Origin of the sequence: Amycolatopsis sp., assembly GCF_035546795.1 — a bacterium.
Taxonomy (GTDB): domain Bacteria; phylum Actinomycetota; class Actinomycetes; order Mycobacteriales; family Pseudonocardiaceae; genus Amycolatopsis_E.
Genome location: NZ_DASZWC010000058.1, coordinates 92,405 through 106,834 on the forward strand (window position 1 = coordinate 92,405; position 14,430 = coordinate 106,834).

The 14,430-nt window shown below is 68.6% G+C and carries 17 protein-coding genes; 8 read left to right on the top strand and 9 right to left on the bottom strand.

Going from position 1 to position 14,430, the window contains the following annotated elements; genetic code table 11:
• Positions 1-38: 38 nt before the first annotated feature.
• Positions 39-1,568 (top strand): hypothetical protein, encoded by a 1,530-nt coding sequence (locus tag VHD82_RS30320; protein WP_325711783.1) that lies wholly within the window; start codon positions 39-41, stop codon positions 1,566-1,568.
• 4 nt (positions 1,569-1,572) lie between these two features.
• Here VHD82_RS30320 and VHD82_RS30325 read toward each other — a convergent pair whose 3' ends face one another.
• The 3 genes from VHD82_RS30325 to VHD82_RS30335 all read right to left on the bottom strand — a co-directional run bounded on the left by VHD82_RS30325 (position 1,573) and on the right by VHD82_RS30335 (position 3,611).
• Positions 1,573-1,719 carry a hypothetical protein gene (locus tag VHD82_RS30325; RefSeq protein ID WP_325711786.1) on the bottom strand — a complete coding sequence of 49 codons (147 nt, stop codon included), beginning with the start codon at positions 1,717-1,719 and terminating at the stop codon, positions 1,573-1,575.
• Between the two features lie 189 nt (positions 1,720-1,908).
• Entirely contained in the window at positions 1,909-2,841 is a 933-nt protein-coding gene (gene coaA / locus VHD82_RS30330; protein ID WP_325711789.1) for a type I pantothenate kinase, read from the bottom strand.
• Positions 2,842-2,996: 155 nt separating this feature from the next.
• The gene (locus tag VHD82_RS30335) at positions 2,997-3,611 is read right to left on the bottom strand and encodes a macro domain-containing protein (protein ID WP_325711792.1); all 615 of its coding nucleotides are present in this window, start codon (positions 3,609-3,611) and stop codon (positions 2,997-2,999) included.
• Positions 3,612-3,707: 96 nt separating this feature from the next.
• Here VHD82_RS30335 and pheA point away from each other — a divergent pair, with 96 nt between their 5' ends.
• From pheA to VHD82_RS30350, 3 genes are all read left to right on the top strand, one after another.
• The gene (pheA, locus tag VHD82_RS30340; RefSeq protein ID WP_325711795.1) at positions 3,708-4,619 is read left to right on the top strand and encodes a prephenate dehydratase; all 912 of its coding nucleotides are present in this window, start codon (positions 3,708-3,710) and stop codon (positions 4,617-4,619) included.
• The gene (locus tag VHD82_RS30345; RefSeq protein WP_325711798.1) at positions 4,616-5,233 is read left to right on the top strand and encodes a histidine phosphatase family protein; all 618 of its coding nucleotides are present in this window, start codon (positions 4,616-4,618) and stop codon (positions 5,231-5,233) included. Before pheA ends, VHD82_RS30345 begins: the two co-directional genes overlap by 4 nt.
• A gap of 143 nt (positions 5,234-5,376) precedes the next feature.
• Positions 5,377-6,030 carry a DUF4232 domain-containing protein gene (locus tag VHD82_RS30350; RefSeq protein WP_325711801.1) on the top strand — a complete coding sequence of 218 codons (654 nt, stop codon included), beginning with the start codon at positions 5,377-5,379 and terminating at the stop codon, positions 6,028-6,030.
• Here the strand turns inward: VHD82_RS30350 and VHD82_RS30355 are convergent, their stop codons facing one another.
• The 3 genes from VHD82_RS30355 to VHD82_RS30365 all read right to left on the bottom strand — a co-directional run bounded on the left by VHD82_RS30355 (position 6,031) and on the right by VHD82_RS30365 (position 7,813).
• Positions 6,031-6,441 (bottom strand): hypothetical protein, encoded by a 411-nt coding sequence (locus VHD82_RS30355; protein ID WP_325711804.1) that lies wholly within the window; start codon positions 6,439-6,441, stop codon positions 6,031-6,033.
• Positions 6,442-6,504: 63 nt separating this feature from the next.
• Positions 6,505-6,855, bottom strand: coding sequence for a metallopeptidase family protein (locus tag VHD82_RS30360; RefSeq protein ID WP_325711807.1), 351 nt, complete (start codon positions 6,853-6,855; stop codon positions 6,505-6,507).
• 4 nt (positions 6,856-6,859) lie between these two features.
• Positions 6,860-7,813, bottom strand: coding sequence for a septum formation family protein (locus tag VHD82_RS30365; protein ID WP_325711809.1), 954 nt, complete (start codon positions 7,811-7,813; stop codon positions 6,860-6,862).
• 77 nt (positions 7,814-7,890) lie between these two features.
• On the opposite strand from VHD82_RS30365, the gene VHD82_RS30370 reads away from it, so the two are divergent.
• Genes VHD82_RS30370 through VHD82_RS30385 form a run of 4 tightly spaced genes read left to right on the top strand, consistent with a single transcriptional unit; the run spans position 7,891 to position 11,087 of the window.
• Positions 7,891-8,508, top strand: a complete 618-nt coding sequence (locus VHD82_RS30370) for a hypothetical protein (RefSeq protein WP_325711812.1) — start codon at positions 7,891-7,893, stop codon at positions 8,506-8,508.
• Positions 8,509-9,675, top strand: a complete 1,167-nt coding sequence (locus VHD82_RS30375) for a glutathionylspermidine synthase family protein (RefSeq protein WP_325711815.1) — start codon at positions 8,509-8,511, stop codon at positions 9,673-9,675.
• A 43-nt stretch (positions 9,676-9,718) separates the two neighbouring features.
• Complete coding sequence (locus tag VHD82_RS30380) at positions 9,719-10,171, top strand: DUF350 domain-containing protein (RefSeq protein ID WP_325711817.1); 453 nt, start codon at positions 9,719-9,721, stop codon at positions 10,169-10,171.
• A gap of 10 nt (positions 10,172-10,181) precedes the next feature.
• Positions 10,182-11,087, top strand: coding sequence for a haloalkane dehalogenase (locus VHD82_RS30385; RefSeq protein WP_325711820.1), 906 nt, complete (start codon positions 10,182-10,184; stop codon positions 11,085-11,087).
• 6 nt (positions 11,088-11,093) lie between these two features.
• On the opposite strand, the gene VHD82_RS30390 is transcribed toward VHD82_RS30385, so the two are convergent.
• The 3 genes from VHD82_RS30390 to VHD82_RS30400 form a co-directional block, all read right to left on the bottom strand.
• The gene (locus tag VHD82_RS30390) at positions 11,094-11,927 is read right to left on the bottom strand and encodes a PRC and DUF2382 domain-containing protein (RefSeq protein WP_325711823.1); all 834 of its coding nucleotides are present in this window, start codon (positions 11,925-11,927) and stop codon (positions 11,094-11,096) included.
• Positions 11,928-12,025: 98 nt separating this feature from the next.
• A complete protein-coding gene (gene serS, locus VHD82_RS30395; RefSeq protein WP_325711825.1) occupies positions 12,026-13,315 on the bottom strand; it encodes a serine--tRNA ligase in 1,290 nt (429 codons plus the stop codon).
• 265 nt (positions 13,316-13,580) lie between these two features.
• Positions 13,581-14,327 (bottom strand): Asp/Glu/hydantoin racemase, encoded by a 747-nt coding sequence (locus VHD82_RS30400; protein ID WP_325711915.1) that lies wholly within the window; start codon positions 14,325-14,327, stop codon positions 13,581-13,583.
• Positions 14,328-14,430 lie beyond the last annotated feature (103 nt).

Here is a 14,430-nt window from a genome sequence, read left to right on the forward strand (position 1 = left end):
GCGTGCTGTCGCATCCGGGCGGTGCGAATATGTGCTTCATGACCGAGCTTTCCCAGCACGAGCCCGAAGACGACACCGAGAGCGTGAACGGACTGCTCGAGGAGGTCCTTCGCGAGTTCGCCGCGCTGGAGTCGGACGCTGATCCGCTGCGGGTCGAACTCGTCACCTCCGAGATCCTCGGCGAATGGTGGGAGGCCGGGGACGACCTCGCCGCCGAGCTCATCGAGTTCGCCGCCCATGCGCCCGAGCCCGAGCGCCTGGTGGGCCCGCTGGCGGCGCTGCGCGTGCTGGCCACGTCGGAGGAGCAGCGCGAGGCCGCCGGCCTGGCGCTGGAGAAGCTGGGGCTGCCCGAGCCCGCCTGGGCTGGGCTGCTGTACGGCGTGGCGGTCGGCGAGTGCTGGCGCACGGCCGATATCTACGGCGACGAGTCCTCCGTGCTGTGCGTGTTCGGCGAAGGGGAGCAGGCCCACGGGCTGCTCGTGTCGATCGGCTACGCGGTCTTCGGCGGCTGGGTCGACGAGGCGGTCATCGTCGAATCGCCGGACGAGGTCGTCGCCGAGATGCACTCGCAGGCCAGCGAGGGCGGTGACCTGGTCACCTGTGAGCAGATCACGGCGGGCCGCGCGCACCAGTTGCTCGCGGACGCCTTCGTCGGCACCGAGCTGCAGGACGAGCCCGAGGTCACCGACGACTACGTGCGCTTCCGTGCGCTGGCGATGGCGCGGACCCGGGCGCTGCCGCAGCCGGAACCGGTCGACGAGCCGAGGATCATGACCACCGAGGAGCAGGCCGAGGCGATCGACGAGTTCTTCCTCGCCTCGCCCGACCTGGCCGACACCGAGGCCGCGCGGGTCTGTGCCCTGCGCATCATCGAGTTCGGCTGCGAGCACGACCCGCGCCGCCCGCTGCGCGTCGGCCCGGACAAGCTCGCGTCCTTTGTGGACTTCGTGGACGACGGCGCCGTCGAGCTCACCGAGGAGCAGGACGAGGCGCTGGAAGCCGTGCTGCCCGCGTGGGCCCGCTGGGGCGCGCGGCGCGACGGCCTGCCCGAGGACGCGGTCGAACCGCTGCTGGAGGCGGTCGAGGACAGGCTGTACGAGCGGGCGCTGGAGACAGAGTCCACTGTGGACTCATATCTGGACGGTTTCGAGGGCCTGGACGAAGAGGCCGTGGCGGAACTGCTGGAACGCCGTCAGTTCGCGATTCCCTCGGTGTACACCGAGATCGCCGACGAAGAGGTGGAACTCGACCCCGCCGACCCGGAACAGCGCCGGCTGCTCGTCATCGGCGAGCACCCAGACTTCCAGGAGTCTCTCGCCGAGGACGACCTGGACGAGGACGCGTTCCTCTCGGTCGCCGCGCACACCTCGGTCGTCGACCAGCTGTGGGACAACGAGCCGCCCGAGGTCTGGGCCGCGGCGCAGCGGCTGCTCGCCAAGGGTATGCCCCGCACCGAGATCCTGGACGAGCTCGCCGCCACGCTGGAAGCCCGGCTGGAAACCAACGAGGCCAACGGCCTGGAGTTCGACGTGGACGACTACGTGCAGGCCCTGGACGAGCTGAACTGATCCGTTACGGGACGGTCGTCCCTTCGACGGCCTTCTTCCGGCGGTCGGCGAGCGCGTCGTCGAAGTCGACGACGAAGGCGCCAACCGCCATCGCCAGCAGAACCACGATTCCGAGCAGTGCACCGGCCCAGGTGAGGATGGTCTCGAACATCGGTGGGCCTCCTCCCTGGTCGAGCTGCATTTCCTAGTCACCAGGGTGCGGTCGGCGGTGCCCCGCCGGTATCGGCCAACCGGTTACTGCCGCGTAGGCGCCATCAGCCGATCGGCCGAGCCGGTCGCCTACTGCCCGCGAGGACGCACGCCACCGGAGTAGTGGCGTGCGTCCGTTCGAAGCAGTGCGCTACAGCTTGCGCAGGCGGACCCGGTTGATCGAATGGTCCGCGTCCTTGCGCAGCACGAGCGTGGCCCGTGGCCGGGTCGGCCGGATGTTGTCGATCAGGTTGGGCTCGTTGATGGTGCGCCACAGGTGCCTGGCCTCGTCACGGGCCTCGTCGTCGGGCAGGCCGGCGAAGTGATGGAAGTGCGAGGCGGGGTCGGCGAACGCCGTCTGGCGCAGCTTCAGGAACCGCTCGATGTACCAGTGTTCGATGTCCGCGGTGTGCGCGTCCACGTAGATCGAGAAGTCGAACAGGTCCGACACCGTCAGCCGTGGGCCGGGCTGCAGAACGTTCAGGCCCTCGATGATCAGGATGTCCGGCCTGCGCACCACCTGCTCCTCGCCCGGCACGATGTCGTAGGCCAGGTGCGAGTACACCGGCGCGCTGACCTCGTCGGCGCCCGACTTCACCTCGGTGACGAACCGCAGCAGCGCACGGCGGTCGTAGCTTTCCGGAAAACCCTTGCGGTGCATGATGCCGCGGCGCATCAGCTCGTCACGCGGGTACAGGAAGCCGTCCGTGGTCACGAGATCGACGCGCGGATGGTCGGGCCAGCGGGCGAGCAATGTGCGCAGGAGCCGTGCCGTGGTGGATTTGCCCACCGCGACGCTGCCGGCGATGCCGATGATGAAGGGCACCTTCGTCCCGCGGCAGTCCTCGCCGAGGAACGTCGTGGTCGCCTCGTACAACCGTTGTCTGGCCGCGACCTGGAGGTTGATCAACCGGGACAGTGGCAGGTAGACCTCCGCCACCTCGGTCATGTCGACCTGTTCGCCGAGTCCGCGCAGCCGCAGCAGTTCGGCGGAAGTCAACGGCAGCGGGGTGCTCCGGCGAAGATCCCGCCATTGTTCTCGGTGAAGCTCGACGTAGGGGCTGAGCTCACGGACCCGTGGCATTCCCACTCTCCTTGCCCGTCGGTGGGCTGGCGTCGATTCACTGCTGTGCTCAATCAACGGTAGGTCTTACCGGCGGTAAACGCGCTGTGACTTAGTACACGCCGGTGCGGAACCGGGCGTTGAACAGGCCGGACGTGATCACGGCGAGTGCCGCGTCACCGGGTTCCGAAGACCTCGGTCCACGCGGCCGCGACCTGGCGGGCGCAGGTCTGCGGGCTCACGCCGCCGATTCCGGTGCCGAGGCCGGGCATCGCGATCGTGTCGACCACGCGGCGGATTTCGACTCCGTCGTCCAGTTTCCCGTCCCGCCACCGCAGGAACACCGCGCGCGCGGCGAGGTAGGGGTGCACGGTGTCCACCGGCAGCCGTTCCCCTGGCTCGCGCATCGTCGGCGCGCTGATCAACCACGCCGGCACCGGCTCGCCGGTGGGCACGACCACCGTTTCGCCGATCGGGAGTTCGCCACCGTGCAGAGCCAGTACGGCACTGCGCACGTTCTGCTCGACGCCGGGAAAAGCGCGCGCGTACACGGCGTCTATCCCGCCGCGCATCCAGCCGAAGGAGTTCGCCGGGCTGACGATCGCGTCGGCAGCGACGTCCAGCACCGAACCGTGATGCACCCGTGCGGCACCGTCCACACTGTCCACAACGGCCTGCCAGGCCTTGGCGAGTGGTTCGTCGATGGCGCACAGCACAAGAGACGGGGTGTGCGGCGAGACCTGATCGTCGGTTCCTGCTCGGGTGGCGTGCGTGCCCGATTCGGCGGTCACGTCTACACCATGCCAAAAAAAGGCACGCCATGTAACCGGTGTGTCGCCGCAATGCCTGAACAGAGCAGTGTTTTTGCCGGTGCGTAACCTGGCGGCGTGGCAAGGATCGCATATTTCGGCCCCGAAGGAACGTTTACCGAGCAGGCGGGCCGAATGCTGGCCCCCGACGACGAACTGATCCCGTTCGAGACCATTCCGCAGGCCTTGGCCGCGGTGCGCGCGGGCAGTACCGACGGCGCCTGTGTGCCGGTCGAAAATTCGGTCGAAGGAGTGGTGCCGGCGACCCTCGACGGGCTCGCCGAGCAGGAGCCGCTGATCGCGTTCGCCGAGGCATTGCTCCCGGTGCACTTCAGCGTGCTGACCCGGCCGGACACCGAGCGGATCCGGACCGTCGCGAGCCATCCGCACGCGCTGGCGCAGGTGCGGCTGTGGGTGGAGGAGCACCTGCCGGAGGCGCGGCCGGTGGTCACGTCGTCGACGGCTGCCGCCGCGGTCGCGGTGCGGGCCGGAGAGTACGACGCGGCGGTCACCGCACCGGTCGCGGTGGAGCACTACCCGCTCAAGGTGCTGGCGACCGAAGTGGCCGATGTACGCGATGCGCGCACCCGGTTTTTGTTGGTGCGCAAGCCTGAGCACCCGCTGCCGGAGCCGACGGGCGCGGATCGCACGTCGGTCGTCGCGGCGGCGGCGAACCGCACCGGCGCGCTGGCCGAGTTGCTGGCCGAGCTGGCAGGCCGCGGCATCAACCTGACCCGGCTCGACGCCCGCCCGTCGAAGGGCAACTTCGGCGAGTACCGGTTCTTCATCGACTTCGAAGGTCACGTCGCGGAACCGCGGATCGGGGACGCGCTCGCCGCGTTGCGCCGCCGGTGCCGCAATGTCCGGTTCCTCGGCTCGCACCCTCGCGCCGACGGGGTGCGGGCGACCATCGAACCGCAGGCCGACAACCACGATTTCACCGACGCCGCGGCCTGGGTCGCTGCCGTCCGCAAGGGAGAACTCGCGTGAAGCTGTACCTGATCCGGCACGCCGAGAGTGAAGCGAACACGCGGAAGATCCTGGACACCGCGCTGCCCGGCCCACCCCTCACCGAGCTGGGACAACAGCAGGCGCAAACGCTTGCGGAAAAGCTGTCCACGGAGCGCATAGCGGCTGTATACGCATCGTATGCAATCCGTGCACAGCAGACGGCCACCCCGCTCGCGAACGCGCTCGCCACCACCGTGCAGGCGATCGAGGGCGTGCACGAGGTGCAGGTCGGTGACCTCGAAGGTCGCGGAGACCGGGAGGCGCTGACCGCCTATGCGAACACCGTTCGCCCGTGGACGCGGGGCGATCTCAGCGTGGCCATGCCCGGCGGCGAGACCGGGGAACAGGTGCGCGCCCGGTTCACCACGGCCGTCGAGGAGCTGCGCATCAAGCACGAACCCGCCGACGCCGAAGGCGCGATCGCGCTGGTGAGCCACGGCGGAGCCATCCGGCTGGCCGCGGAATGGCTGTGCGACAACGTCCGTCCCGAGCTCGCCGACCAGGGGCTGATTCCCAACACCGGAATCGTCGAACTCGAGACCGTGCCCGGTGCGGGCTGGCATTGCCTGAGCTGGGTGGGGCAGCCTGCCTGAGAACAGGCCGTTGAACACCTGTTGTTGTAGTTTCACCGTGTGCGGCGTCGAGTGGTAACAAGTTTGCATACGCCACACAACCCGGCACGTGGACCGGACGTCCTCCGGGTAGTGCTCAAACAGCACAGGGAGGCGAAACAGACATGGTGCGAGTGAGGATTTCCCAGGTCGGGCTGGTGGCCACCGCAGCAGCGCTCGCCGCGGCCGTCTCGGCCTGCGGCCAGGGTACGAACAACGCGCAACCGCAGCCCACGACCACCCCGGCGAGCACGACGGCGGCGAGCCCCACCGAGACGCCGACTTCGGCACCGGCTGCCGTCAACCCGGCCCCGGCGACCACGCCGGACCAGACGAGCGACAACGGTATGTGCAAGGCGGCCGACCTGAAGCTCTCCGTCGGCCAGGGGGACGCCGCCGCGGGCACGGTCTACCGGCCGCTGATCTTCACCAACGTCAGCAGCCACTCCTGCGTGATCCAGGGCTTCCCCGGTGTCTCGTACGTCGGCGGTGCCGACGGTCACCAGGTCGGCCCGGCGGCCTACCGGGACGGGGCCAAGGGCCCGGCGATCACCCTGGCCAAGGGCGACACCGCGTACGCGTCGGTCGGCTTCGTCAACGTGCAGAACTACGACACCGTGACCTGCCAGCCGCAGCCGGTGCGCGGGCTGCGCGTGTACCCGCCGCAGGAAACCGCGTCGATGTACATCGACCTGCCCGGAACCGGTTGCGGGAGCGACAAGATCCCGGGCAACCAGCTCACCGTGAAGACCATCGAGAAGGGTTCCGGCGGGGCCTGATCAGACGTGGGCGCACGCTTGGCGTGCCCGCACCAGGTGGTTCTGCCCGCTGGGATCGGCGAAGTTCAGGCTGATCACCATCCGGCTCACTCCGTCCAGATGATTGGCCAGGTCCTCGTAGATCGGGCTCTCCGCGGCCGCGGCCGCGGAGAGTTCCCTGGCCGCGGTGATGTGCTGGATCACGCCGGGCGCGAGCGTGGCCTGGCTGACGTAGCCGGTCGGCAGCGGACCGGCCCGATCCAACGCGGCGCAGGCTGCTCGTGCGTCCTGCGCCGGATCGTTGCCGATGCCGGAAACCGTCCACAGCAGACCGATCACCAAGGCGCCGACGGCGAACCCCGCGACACCGGTCAGCACCAGGGGGCGGCGCGCTCGCGCCGGCTCGGTGTCCCGCTCGCGTTCGAGCCGCATGGGACATTCCAGCACTTTCGGGACCGCTTGAGCCAGCTTCGCGGCCGTGCCGTTACCTGCGGACTAGCCCCAGCCCAGCTCGTGCAGGCGGGCGTCGTCGATGCCGAAGTGGTGCGCGATCTCGTGCACCACCGTGATCAGGACCTCCTCGGTCACCTGCTCCTCGGTCTCGCAGATCCGCAGGATCGGGCGCCGGTAGATCGAGATCCGGTCCGGCAGCACCCCGCCGTAGTTCGACGTGCGCCTGGTCAGCGCCACGCCGTGGTAGAGGCCGAGGATGCCGGGCGCCTCCTCGTTGTGGTCCTCGACCAGGACGACGACGTTGTCCATCGCCTTGGCGAACTCCGCCGGCACCGCGTCCAGCGCTTCGGCGACCAGTTCTTCGAACCGCGCCTCCGACATTTCCACCGGCATCGGACTAACCGCCGCCTGCCGAACTCGGCGGGTTTGCCTGCGAGGACTGACCATCCGCGGGCGGGGCGTCCTGTGCGGCCTGGCGGATGCTGCCGGTGATCGGCGCGAGCCCGCTCTTGTCCGGCAGCGTCGCACCGACCTTGCAGTTGACCAGCGTCGAGCCGGCGTCCCAGCTTTCCTGCTCACGCAGGTCCCAGGTCAGGATCAGTTTCTGCTCGCCGAGGTCGACACCGCCGGCGTAACCCTGCACATCGCGGTTGCATTCGGTGTCCAGCCAGGCCGCCTGATCCTTCTGCGACGGGTAGTCGTCCTTGAAATGGTCCTTCAGGTCGAGCGTCGCGACGATCTCGTAGGCGTGCGGCTGTGCGCAGTCGATCGGGTTGCCGACCGTCTTGTTCTCCAGCGCCAGGCACGTGCCCGGTGCCCACACCGGCGCTTGCGACTGCGTGGCGGCGTTGCCGGTGATCGGCTGCAGCGCTCCGCCGGGCGCGGCCCACTGGAGCACGCAACGCATGTCGCGATCGCCGCCGGCCCACTCGGAATTGCCGGGGCGTAGCGCGCTGACCGTGAACTTGCCGTACGGGTCGAGTTGTTTGCCGAGGTAGGCTTGCGCGCCGTCGGTGCAGCGCGCCATCGCGATGTCGCGCCATTCGTCCACCGCCGGCGCCGGGACGCCCGCCGGGTACTTGTCGGCGATGTTGACGACCCCGGTGACCTCGTACAGATGCGGTTGCGCGCAGGGCACGACGTGGATGTCCGAAACGTCGGCCTGCGCCCAGTTCAGGCAGGAACCCGCGGCGGAGTGGAACGCGGCCTTGGCCTCGGGCGATTCCTCGACACCGCCGCCACCGGCGACGCCGCCGCCCCACGAAAAGGCGACGCTCAGCGACAGGGCCAGGATCGCGCCGACGAAGACACCCACCATGACCAGCCGGGTGCGCAGTGTGTTCGTTGCCAAACCTTGTCCGAGCATCGCGCTCAATAATGCCCGCGTCCCGGCCACAGGACACCCCTCGGGTAGCTAGTGTGTGCTCGATGACCGAAGACACCCCGCCGGAAGGCCAGCAGCCACCGGAAGATCAGCCCGCGCGGGGCTCGATGCGCTTCCAGGACCCGGACACGACCACCCCGCGCGAACCGACGCTCGCGGAGCAACGGGCCCGCCGCAAGGCGGAGCAGGAAGAGCGCGAGGCGATCGAGGCGCGGCAGCAGGCCAACGAGGTGGCCGAGCGCAAGGCCGCCACCCGCCGCAAGGTGCTGATCGGCAGCGGGGTCACGGTCGGGCTCGTCGGCGTCGTCGCGGCCTGGTACATCGTCGGGCGCCCGGACGAGGTCAGCGCGGTCTGCACCGACGCGAACGGCGTGGTGCAGGACGACGAGTACTGCGACGACAGCTACATCGCCAGCCACGGCGGGCATTACGACTCCGGCACCGGGCTGTGGATCATCCCCTACGGCATCGGCGCCGGCCAGTACCGCTACAACTACGGCGGCACCGGCACCATCGGCCGCCCGGTTTCCGGTGGCACGTATGAAAAGCCGTCGAGCCACACCTCGGTCAAGACGTCTTCGGGAAAGACCGTGCAGCGCGGCGGGTTCGGCATCAGCGGCAAGAGCAGCAGCGGCAGCAGCGGCAAGAGCGGGGGCTCGTAGGTGCGGAGGGCGAAAAGCGCACCGCGGAAGGACTGGCAGCGGATCGTCGAGGAGCAGGGACTGGTCTTCGGCACCCCGGCCCGCTACGGCTCCGGTCAGGATCGCCCGTACTGGGACGAGTCGGTGCACTACGTGCTGGAGATGGACGAGGTCCTCTCCCTCGAGGCCGACGTGGAGCTGTTGCATTCGATGTGCCTGGAGGCCGTCGACAACGTCGTGCTCACCGAGCGGTACCGCGAGTTCGGCATCCCGGAATGGGTCTGGCCGCACATCGCGGAGTCATGGAAACGCCGTGACCCGCACGTCTACGGCCGGTTCGATCTGCGCTACGACGGCAGCGGCCCGGCGAAACTGCTGGAGTACAACGCGGACACCCCGACCTCGCTGCTGGAGGCGTCGGTGCTGCAGTGGCACTGGAAGACCGAGGTCTTCCCGGATGACGACCAGTGGAACTCGGTGCACGAGAAGCTGGTCGAACGCTGGGGCGAGGTCCGCGATCTGTTGCCCGGCAACGAGTTGTACTTCACCTGGTCCAGTGCCGACCCCACCGGCGAGGACCACATCACCACCTCGTACCTGCAGGAGACCGCGGCCGAGGCCGGGCTGGACACCGTCGGCCTCGCGATCGAGGAGATCGGCTGGGACCCGCTGCTCAAGCGGTTCGTCGATCTCGAAGAGGCGCCGATGAACACCGTCGTCAAGCTCTACCCGTGGGAATGGGTGGTGGACGAGGAGTTCGGCCGCAACGCCGTCGAGACGTTGCCGCGCACGCTGTGGATCGAGCCGCTGTGGAAGATGCTGCTGTCCAACAAGACGCTGCTGGCGATCCTGTGGGAGAACTACCCCGGCCACCCGAACCTGCTGCCCGCCTTCAGCGACGACCCCGGCCTGCTCACCGAGTACGTGCGCAAGCCGAAGCTCGGCCGTGAGGGCGCGAACGTGCAGATCGTGGCCACCGGGTACGAAACCGAGACCCCGGGCGTCTATGGCGAAGAGGGCTTCGTCTACCAGGCGTTCGATCCGTTGCCCGAGTTCGACGGGTTCCGCCCGGCGCTGGGCGCGTGGATCGTCGGCGACGCGTCGGCCGGGCTCGGCATCAGGGAGACGGCGGGACTGGTGACCGACGACGGTGCCGCGTTCGTCCCCCATCGCATCCCGGAATCGTGATAAACCCTCCGCATTCACAACGGATCTGACTGGGAGAGACCCCGTGACCACCAACCTCGCGCTGCCCGACACGTTCGGTTCCGATCTCGTGCACGGCATCGGCGCGATCCTGCTCTACGGCGTCGTCGGCCTGCTGCTCATGTTCGTCGGCTTCTACGCGATCGACCTCACCACGCCCGGCAAGCTGTCCCGGCTGGTGCACCGCGGCCTGCCGAACGCGGTGATCATCACCGCGTCGGGGCTGCTGTCGATGGCGTTCATCATCGTGGTCGCGATCTTCAACTCGGCCAGCGACCTGACCGCCGGGCTGATCACCGCGCTGGTGTACGGCCTGCTCGGCATCATCGTGCAGGTCATCGCCGTGCGGCTGCTGGAATGGGCCACCCGGATCGACGTCGGCCGCACGATCGAGCACGAGCAGTTCCAGCCGGTGAGCGTCGTGGTCGCGGCCGCGCACCTCGCCTTGGGGCTCGTCGTGGCGGTGGCTATCTCCTAGGGTTGTCCGTGTGCGCCTGCTGAGGACACCGGAAGACCGGTTCGACGGACTGCCCGACTTCGACTTCCCGACGCTGTACGCGGACATCGAAAACCCGAGAGACGGCATCGTCCGGATCGCCTACGTCGAGGCGGGCCCTGCCGACGGGCCGGTGGTGCTGCTCCTGCACGGCGAGCCGAGCTGGTCGTTCCTGTACCGCAAGCTGCTGCCGGTGCTGGCCGACGCCGGTATCCGGGCCATCGCGCCCGACCTGGTCGGTTTCGGCCGGTCCGACAAGCCCGCCGACATCGTCGACCACACCTATGCCCGGCATGTGGAGTGGATGCGCGCCCTCGCGTTCGACGCGCTCGACCTGCGTGAGGTGACGCTGGTGGGGCAGGACTGGGGCGGGCTGATCGGACTGCGCCTGGTGGCGGAGAACCCCGGCCGGTTCGCGCGGGTGGTCGCGGCGAACACCGGGCTGCCCAGCGGCGACCACGACATGCCCGAGGTCTGGCACGCGTTCCGCCGGGCCGTGGAGAACGCGCAGATCCTCGACATCGGCAGGCTCGTGCAGTCGGGTTGCCGGAACGAGCTGACCGAGGCCGAGCGCGCCGCCTACGACGCGCCGTTCCCGAACGAGATGTACAAGGCAGGTCCGCGGGCGATGCCGGGGCTGGTGCCGATCAGCCCGGACGACCCGGCGAGCGACGCGAACCGCCGGGCCTGGTCGGCGCTCTCCGCACTGGAGCTGCCGTTCCTGTGTGCCTTCTCCGACGGGGACCCGATCACCGGCGGGATGGCCCCGGTCCTCGAGCGCTCCATGAAAGGCGCCAAGGGCCTGGACCATCCCACCGTTGCCGGTGCCGGTCATTTCCTGCAGGAGGACGCCGGCGAGCAGCTGGGCCGGATCGTCGCGGAGTTCGTCCGCGGCTGAGGTGGTTCAGCGGCGGTCTTCGCGGCGGCCGCGCTGGTTGTCGTCGACCTCGATCTGCTCCTTGCGGACCTGACCGGAAACGGTCTGCTCCTCGGCGACCTCGTCCTTGCGCAGCCGGACGCGTTCCTTGGCGACGGTTTCCTTCTCCACCTTGGGTCGCTCGGCGTGCAGGGTCATCTCCTGCTCCTCGTCGCGGATGCGCGCGTCACCGGGCCTGGCGTCGGTGATCGGCTCGCGCTCCAGGCGCACTTCCTCGTGCGTGACGGGAACGGTGACCTGCTGCTCCTCGGTGACGGTGTACTTGCGCAGGCGCACCTTGCCGGTCTCCACCTGCTCGGTGCCGACCCTGAGCTGTTCTTCCGAACGCGTCATGCTTTCGCCCGCGTTTCCCTTGCGCTGCGCGGAATCCATACCGCGATTCGCTTCACGGCCGCGCGCGGACTCGGTGCCGCGCATGCCCTGCTGGGTGCCCGCCGGCTGCTGCGTGCCCTGGCCGCGGTTCGTGCGGTTCTCCGCAGAAGTACGCGGCAACGGCATACCGTAGTACTGGTAGAGCGCCGCACTCTCCTGTTCGGACAGATGCTGCCCGGCGTCGGTGCGCGGTGCGTCGGAAACCTTGTCCTTCGACACCTGCACGTGCAGGCCGTCCTGTTCGAGGCTGGCGCCGCGCAGCGGGACGAAGCTTTCCTTCTGACCGAACATTCCGGTCTTGACGGTCACCCACTCCGGCTTCCTGGTGTCGTCGGCGAGATACACGGTGCCGACCTTGCCGATTTTCTTGCCCTCCGGGTCGACCACGGCGTTCTCGGTCAGTTCCTCCGGGCGAAGCGTGCCGGTCATGGCTGTTTCCTTTCCCCGTATTGCTGGAGTGTCCACTAGAGACATTCCGGTTCCCGGGGTCGGTGAAACTGACACGTTCGGGGTCACTCAGGCGAGGGTCAGGAAATCGTGCCGTCCTTGTTTATCTTTTCGAATCCGGTGTAGGGCACCAGCGCTTCCGGGATCCGGATCGAGCCGTCCGCCTGTTGGTTCTGTTCGAGCAGCGCGACGAGCGTGCGGCCGATGGGCAGGCCGGAGGCGTTCAGCGTGGCCACCGCGCCGCGCTTGCCGTCCTTGCCCTTGCCGCGGATATTCGCCCGCCTGGCTTGGAAAACACCGGTGTCCGAAGCGCTGGAAATCTCGCGATAGGTCTGCTGGCTCGGCATCCAGACCTCGACGTCGTAGGTGATCTGCGCGGAGAAACCGATGTCGCCGGCCGGAAGTTTGATCACGCGGTACGCGAGACCGAGGCGCTGCAACGGGGTTTCGGCGTGGCTGAGGATTTCTTCCAGCGCTTCCCGCGATTTCTCCGCCTCGACGAACTGTACGAGCTCCACTTTCGAGAACTCGTGCTGGCGGATCAAACCCCGGGTGTCCCTGCCGTAGGAACCGGCTTCGGAACGGAAGCACGGGGTGTGCGCGGTGTAGCGCAGCGGCAGCTCTTCGAGCGGGAGTATCTCGCCCGCGTGCAGGTTCACCAGCGGCACTTCGGCTGTCGGGATGAGGAACAGCTCCCGCTCGGCGACACCGGTGCGGAACAGGTCCTCCTCGAACTTCGGCAGCTGGCCGGTTCCGGTCATCGTCTGCCGCGTGACCAGGGTGGGCAGCGAGAACTCGGTGTAGCCGTGCTCGCGGGTGTGGATGTCGAGGAAGAACGCGGCCAGCGCCCGCTCCAGCCGGGCGCCCGCGTTCTTGAACACCGCGAACCGCGGGCCGGACAGTTTGGTGGCCCGGCCGAGGTCGAGGAACCCGGCGCGCTCACCGAGGTCGACGTGGTCCAGCGGCTCGAAGTCGAACTCCGGCGGGGTGCCCCATTTACGGACCTCCTCGGCGAACTCCTCGGTCGCGCCGTCGGGCAGCTCGTCCAGCGGCAGGTTCGGGATGCCCAGCAGCAGCTCGTTCAGCTCGGTCTCGACCTCGCGCTGCTCCTCCTCCAGCTCCCCGATGCGGACCTTCAGCTGGCGGGCCTCCTCACGCAGCCCGGTGATGTCCTCACCGCGGCGCGCGGCGGCCTGTACGTCGGAGGCCGCTTTTTTGGACTGCGCGCGCGCCTGATCGCCCTGGCTGATGACCTCGGAACGCCTGCTCACCAGCTTGCCGAGGCGGTCGGTGTCGAGCACATACCCGCGGCGGCGCAGCTTGGCGGCCGCGTCCGTGGCGGGATCGAGCAGCAGGCGGGGGTCGTGCATCGGTACTCCAGGAACGAGCCGGTTTTGACCCGCTCAGCGTATAGGGAGACCTGTTCAAGGATTTGCGTGGCGGTGCAGGTGGCGGAACCTCAGCCACCTTCTCACTCCGGGATCGCCTCCTCATGAATGCCAATTCACCACGTCGGCGCTGTCCTCGCGAGAAGGCGGCTGAGAACCCGCGGCGGTGCGAGTTGCGTGCACACGGCAAGCGGCTCCGCCCCTTTGAAAAACAATGCCGTGCGACCAGCGCGTTTCCGCTGACCCGCTAGGCGACCTCGGCGATCTTGCGGGCGGCGGGGAAACTCCCCTCGGGAACCAGCACCCCGGCCTCCTCCATCGCGGCCCACATGGTCACCTGGTTGGCGGTCAGCACCGGCAGGCCCAGCCGCTGCTCCAGCGGCGCGACCAGATCGTAGGTCGGCACGTTCGTGCAGCTCACGAACAGGGCATCGGCGCCGGTGGTGTCCACGCCGCTGACCGCGGCGAGTACCTCGCGGTACGACATCTTCCAGATGTCGCCGAGCTTGCCGAGCCCGAGGCTGCCGGAGGTGGAAATGCCGTATTCGGCGAGGAAATCGAGCAACCGATCGGTCACGTCGTCCACGTAGGGCGTGATCACGGCGAGGCGGCGGATGCCGAGCCGTTCGCAGGCGCGGATCAGGGCGCCCGAGGTGGTGATCGCGGCGGGCGCGCCCGCTTCGAGCATGTCCCGCACCAGCGCGCGCTCTCCGGCCGCGCCGCGGACGAAGCTGCCGGAGGTGCAGGCGTAGGCGACCACGAGTGGCTCGGGGACCAGCACGTCGCGAGTGGCGCGGCGAACGCCGTGTGCGTCGCCTAGCGCCTGTGCCAGCCGGACCGTCACCGGCTCGGGCAGGTAGGGCAGGCGGGTGGTGTGCAGGCAGACCTGGTCGGGGACCCAGCGCCACAGTTCGCGGTCGAGCGCGAAGTCGAACGGCGCCACCACGCCGATGCCGGTCTGCGCCGGGAGCGCGATTTCGAACGGGTTGCTCATCGTCACCGTGGGTACCGCCTTGTTCAGCTGCCTCATCTGGTCATGACTGACACGCTAGGTTCGGCATGCGAAAACGAAGACCGGTGCAGGTAACCGGGTTGTT

What these genes read in the sequence shown, in the direction of transcription:
- VHD82_RS30320 (WP_325711783.1), top strand. Translation starts at nt 39, where the DNA reads ATGACCGAGCTTTCCCAGCACGAGCCCGAAGACGACACCGAGAGCGTG.
- VHD82_RS30325 (WP_325711786.1), bottom strand. Translation starts at nt 1,719, where the DNA reads ATGTTCGAGACCATCCTCACCTGGGCCGGTGCACTGCTCGGAATCGTG.
- coaA (WP_325711789.1), bottom strand. Translation starts at nt 2,841, where the DNA reads ATGCCACGGGTCCGTGAGCTCAGCCCCTACGTCGAGCTTCACCGAGAA.
- VHD82_RS30350 (WP_325711801.1), top strand. Translation starts at nt 5,377, where the DNA reads ATGGTGCGAGTGAGGATTTCCCAGGTCGGGCTGGTGGCCACCGCAGCA.
- VHD82_RS30355 (WP_325711804.1), bottom strand. Translation starts at nt 6,441, where the DNA reads ATGCGGCTCGAACGCGAGCGGGACACCGAGCCGGCGCGAGCGCGCCGC.
- VHD82_RS30360 (WP_325711807.1), bottom strand. Translation starts at nt 6,855, where the DNA reads ATGCCGGTGGAAATGTCGGAGGCGCGGTTCGAAGAACTGGTCGCCGAA.
- VHD82_RS30370 (WP_325711812.1), top strand. Translation starts at nt 7,891, where the DNA reads ATGACCGAAGACACCCCGCCGGAAGGCCAGCAGCCACCGGAAGATCAG.
- VHD82_RS30390 (WP_325711823.1), bottom strand. Translation starts at nt 11,927, where the DNA reads ATGACCGGCACGCTTCGCCCGGAGGAACTGACCGAGAACGCCGTGGTC.
- serS (WP_325711825.1), bottom strand. Translation starts at nt 13,315, where the DNA reads ATGCACGACCCCCGCCTGCTGCTCGATCCCGCCACGGACGCGGCCGCC.
- VHD82_RS30400 (WP_325711915.1), bottom strand. Translation starts at nt 14,327, where the DNA reads ATGAGCAACCCGTTCGAAATCGCGCTCCCGGCGCAGACCGGCATCGGC.